This window comes from Methanospirillum sp., assembly GCF_028679455.1.
Lineage (GTDB): Archaea > Halobacteriota > Methanomicrobia > Methanomicrobiales > Methanospirillaceae > Methanospirillum.
In genome coordinates this window covers 1-5027 of the sequence record NZ_JAJRBM010000009.1, presented here as the reverse complement: position 1 = coordinate 5027, position 5027 = coordinate 1, and the positions used below count along the sequence as shown (strand labels likewise).

Here is a 5027-nt window from a genome sequence, read left to right as displayed (position 1 = left end):
TTCTCTTTTGTGTATACCATAATCTGATTCATACATACACTTCCACTCTCATGGCAACCGGTTCAGTCTCCAGGGTTCGGATCTGGATTCCGGTTTTTGATGAAACACCTGGTGACAATTATAACAGAGATAATGGGGAAGTGGAACCTGGTGCCGCGTGAGGATCCAGGTACCGCCATCCAGCCATTCTACTGCTCCACGCCCACAGAACGGGCATCGCATTCCTGGTACGACGAGACCTGGCCGTTTGACTGAGTCCGGATTCGATGGTGTCATGCTGCGTTCTTGGATTATACACAGCCATACGGGTTTTCTCATTGTTGTAACGGGCGCAGAGGCGAAACATATGGTTCGTGGTAGGGAAATCAGAGTTGGTGTAATCTCCAGCCCTGATTACCATCATCAATGCGGCAATTGTTCATTCTGTCTCTCCCAGTCTGCCATATTTTCCCATAAATATAGAAAGACATTTGTATTAAACAAACTTATTTTGATATATGGCAAAATTTTTTGGGTTGAAGCCTAACTCTAAAGCACGAAGAACAATAGACGATTTTGAAAACCAGACAACTATCAGATTGGATAACCGGCGGCTGCTCGGGAAAGTCTATGCTGATATCGGGGAAGATCAGTGGGCTGTTTCGATCGCCTATAATCTGGCAATGGATCCCGGGTTATATGGAAAAGAGAATGATCTTGAAGTGAAATACTCGTATGTGCCAGAGAGCGGTGAGATCGTACAGCGCCTTGAGACCGGTCTCGGCCAGGAAAGTCCCATTTCCGCGGTACCATTTACGAATCCAAACGATTTCGTGGTTTGGGCCCTCCAGAAAGAGAAGGCATTGGCTCATCCGGCCTGAATCATATATGGACGGAACCATCTGTTCACCTCACTGCCCACCAGTACCTGATCCATCGCTGGGAGTCCATCCGTCGATACACCGGATGGTTTCCCATTCTCCGAAGAGCGGGCAGTTTAAGCAGGGATATATCCAGATTTACTGTGGTACCGGTAAAGGGAAGACCACCGCAGCGCTCGGGCTTTCATTACGGATCCTGCTTACTGGAGGTTCGGTATTCTTTGCCCAGTTCTTCAAGGGAGTAGAAACCGCGGAACTCGGGTTATGCTCACTTTGTGATCGGTTCAGTATCGAACAGTACGGTACCGGGAACTTTATCGCCGGACTTCCGGGATCCGAGGATATTGCAGCAGCCAGGAAGGGATTGAGGTATTGTCATGATGCTCTTACATCAGGATGCTTTGATCTCATAGTGCTTGATGAGATCCTGCTTTGTGTTGCATACCAGATCTTCTCTGTTGAAGAACTCATATCAATACTGGAAAGTCGCAAATCCCACGTTGAAGTGGTTCTGACCGGACGGAGGGTTCCGTCTGAACTGGTTTCTGCTGCTGATCTGATCACTGAAATGAAAAAGGTGAAACACTATTTTGATCAGGGCGTTTCTGCCCGAAAAGGGATTGAATATTAATCCCGGAATTGAGAAGTTCAGATGGTACCTGGTGTGACTCAACCTTTGTGTCTGAATTTTTTTTGCAGGGCAATAAACCACAGGTTTTGTATCCGTAACAGGAAACGTCGTCTCTCTCTTCAAAACAGGGCTGATCCGATACATCTGCCCTTCATTTTATGTAATGAGCATACTCAAAATCATCACGAAAACTAAGAGATATGTGATTATGGCAATGATTACAAAGAAACGGACAATATTCTGTAGTGATTTGTTCTCTATCGCATAAGCCTCTTTTTTTCGATGTTCGGAGTCGTGGGGATGGTAATCTGCCATTATTTTATCGTCTTCCCATTCGATGGCAAAAGAACCGGAATAGCCACACCTGCTACAGATATCTTTTGGAAAAGTTGTCCATGGATCAAATGATTTATACTCCATGCGTCCGTTACATATCGGACAACGCTTAATTCTTCCGGATTGTTGCATCTTTTTGCATATAAGAATGGTACTTAATCAGATGGGACTTCAGTACTCCACCCATACATCTCCAGTATAATTTTTCTGGCTATCTCCTAGATATCAAGCCAGAGAATTAGTGAATGGGTCGGTTTAATTTCGGTTCCAAGCGTAAATTCAACAAACTTTTTCCCGTCTCCTGTTTTACTTCCTCTACCGGTACTCCTGATTTGAGTTACTGCTGCCGGGTGGTAACTACTTCTGGTTCCCATATTATTCACCAAGGACTCCAAAAGATCGCTCACGCATTCAGCCGCGACATTGATTCATTGATCCTTGCTGCGATGATCGAGAGATCACTGACGACCGTTGAAACCTGGCCGAGTGCAGATGATGATTCCTCAGATGCTGCGGCAGAACTTTCAGCCTCTCTGGCGGTAACCGTAGACATGCCCTTAACTTCAGATACACTCGCTGTGATCTCCTCAACTGCAGCTGTCTCCTCCTCTGCCAGACTTGCAACTTCGGTCATATTCCTGGAGATATCTTCAACATGTTCCACGATGGTATGAAAGAACCGGATGGTACCTGCGATTGCTTCGGTTCCCTTTTCAACCTCCTGTGTTGCCTGATTCATCGCAGCTGATGCACGTTCTGACTGCTGCTGTAATGAAGTTATGATCTTTGCAATATTTTCAGTAGAGCCCTGTGACTCCTGTGCCAGTGTTTTCACTTCATCAGCAACTACGGCAAAACCCATCCCTGCCTCTCCGGCACGAGCTGCTTCTATGGCTGCGTTCAAAGCAAGCAGGTTAGTTTGATCGGCAATAGTCCCGATGATCCCGACAATTTTTCCAATCTCTTTCATCTGTCCGCGAATCTCGGAAATTATGGATCCAACGTCGGTGACAGACTCGTTAATGCGATGAATACCCTGTTCTGCGATAGCAGCCTGTTCCATTCCTGAGGTGGAGGTGGCATTTGCGTCCAGTGATAGTCTGCTTACCGCGTCAACCTTTGTCGCAACGGTTGAGACCGAGGTGGTCAGTTCCTCCATCGCACATAACACCTGATCGATGGACTGGAGACTCTTTTCTGCATTCATGCTCACCACCGATGAACTCTGGGCTACTGTTGATGCTCCCGAGGTTACTTCTTCAACGCTGGCTGCGGCCTCTTCTGCTGATGCACTCAACGAACTGATCTGCTCATTGATCTCCCTGATGGCAGCACCAAGTTCGGTCCCTACATGGACTCCGATCTGATTGATCTTCTCCTTGAGTTCAAGGAGTTCTCCTTTTACCTCTAGCCGGTCATCGAAGCGTGCGGAAAAATCCACTTCAGCATACCGGTCTGCTACCCGAAGTGTCTCGTTGAGCGGAACAGTAATCGCATCAAGCATATCATTAACGCCCGTGATCATGTCCCGGTATAGCCCTAAAAACCGGGTAGCATCCCCCCGGCTCTGAAGTCTCCCCTCTTTTGCTTCACCAATCAGGGTAGATAACTGTCCGAGGAGGGCATTGAGGGTATCAATCATTTGGTTCAGGGCCGGCGCTATCTCATCCTGCCCATCAACCGGCGGGATCTGCTGAACTTTCTCACCGGATGCAATCAGTTTTATCAGGTGGATGACTTTGTTCTGGAGATTGTCTGCGAAGGTATCCATGGTTTCTGCCATGATCCCTATCTCATCTCTGCGGTTCATACACAACCTGGCACTCAGGTGACCCTTTCCCATCTCCTGGAGCATCTCCACGGTCCGGTTTAGTGGTCCGGTAATACTCCTGGAGATCACAGATCCAAGGATGAGTGAGAGGATGACACCGAGTACTCCTGCAATGGCAAGGAGCAGGGAGGAGTTTGCAAACGTGCTCTCCGACTCTTCATGAATCGCTTCTGCTTCTTTATCGTTTATCTCCTCTAATTTTTGAGAGTAAGTGTCAAAATTGATTTTATTTTTGGCAAGCTCTGTTCCGTCCTGTAACATCGCTATCGCCCGGGCATCGTCTCCGGCATCGATCAGATCCAGGTAGGTTTGAACTTCTTTCAGGTATCCTGACAGTGCAGGTTCCATTTTTTTCAGGTTTTCGGTCTCAGAATCGAGTAGATATGTCTCCTTGTAGCCATCAAGATTGGTATTGATATTACTGGTAAGTTTTGCAATATTTGTCCTAATCTGGTTGCGATCTTCGGGAACCAGGGCATATTTGATCATATCTCCCCTGATCTCGTTAAAATCACTGGATATTGATCCGATCTCCTCAATGGGGACGAGGCGATCATGGTACATGGTTGTGATTCCTTCGTTCATGGTAGCCAGATTCAGGTATCCGAGGATGGCCACAAATCCTACAATAGCAGCAATAAATAGAAAGCTTCCAATAAGTTTTTTTCCGATGTTAATGTTATTTATATAATTCATAAGATCTCCGCCTATCCAATTTACACATTTGTTTGCATTATTCTTTCATGGGTTGCTGATGGGAGTGAATCAGGTCAATTTACTGTTCTTCCAAGAAACAGGTACACCTGTCTTATGGATGAAGGAAATTATTGATATCCTCCGGAAAAGATAGAGAGCAATAGTGATGAAAATCCCTCCTTATACTCATCAGGTGGATCATAGGTCTTCCGGATCGATTCGGAAAAACGGTATGGTTCTCTGTACGTGGTATTTCTGATATTCGTCATCGAACGACGATGAATAACGATTGATACGGGATTTCTGCAGCGTAAGATCATTTAATAAAGAATATTTGCTTTAACTTCAAATAAATTGTTCCCTGTGAGCCTGATATCTAATCTCTAGTTTCGATGATCACCGGTATGGATGTCCACCTAACATTATCGTGAAAAAATTGTACCAAGCATATCTGAAACCAAGGGGTTCTTCTTCGTAATAAACAGGAGAGGGTTGCATGCCCCCTAATCTGCCCACCGAAGATACCAGGTCAGGACGGCCACTCCCCTCAACAAGGGGTTAGTGTAGCGTTAGCGAGTTAGTTTTTTATATTGATCAGGAGGAGGGGGATATGTAGGTTATAGGGTCATTTACTTTTACAGCTGAATCCTGACACTACCATGTTGGATATTCG

The 5027-nt window shown here is 46.0% G+C and carries 4 protein-coding genes; 2 read left to right on the top strand and 2 right to left on the bottom strand.

The window, feature by feature from the left end; translation table 11 throughout:
- Nucleotides 1-497: 497 nt before the first annotated feature.
- Both LUQ50_RS00260 and LUQ50_RS00255 read left to right on the top strand, forming a co-directional pair.
- Nucleotides 498-860: a hypothetical protein gene (locus tag LUQ50_RS00260; RefSeq protein ID WP_300034375.1), complete on the top strand. Its 363-nt coding sequence runs from the start codon at nt 498-500 to the stop codon at nt 858-860.
- Between the two features lie 7 nt (nt 861-867).
- A complete protein-coding gene (locus LUQ50_RS00255) occupies nt 868-1491 on the top strand; it encodes a cob(I)yrinic acid a,c-diamide adenosyltransferase (protein WP_300034372.1) in 624 nt (207 codons plus the stop codon).
- Nucleotides 1492-2045: 554 nt separating this feature from the next.
- Here the strand turns inward: LUQ50_RS00255 and LUQ50_RS00250 are convergent.
- Both LUQ50_RS00250 and LUQ50_RS00245 read right to left on the bottom strand, forming a co-directional pair.
- Nucleotides 2046-2201 carry a hypothetical protein gene (locus LUQ50_RS00250; protein ID WP_300034369.1) on the bottom strand — a complete coding sequence of 52 codons (156 nt, stop codon included), beginning with the start codon at nt 2199-2201 and terminating at the stop codon, nt 2046-2048.
- 29 nt (nt 2202-2230) lie between these two features.
- Nucleotides 2231-4354, bottom strand: coding sequence for a methyl-accepting chemotaxis protein (locus tag LUQ50_RS00245; protein WP_300034366.1), 2124 nt, complete (start codon nt 4352-4354; stop codon nt 2231-2233).
- Nucleotides 4355-5027: the final 673 nt, after the last annotated feature.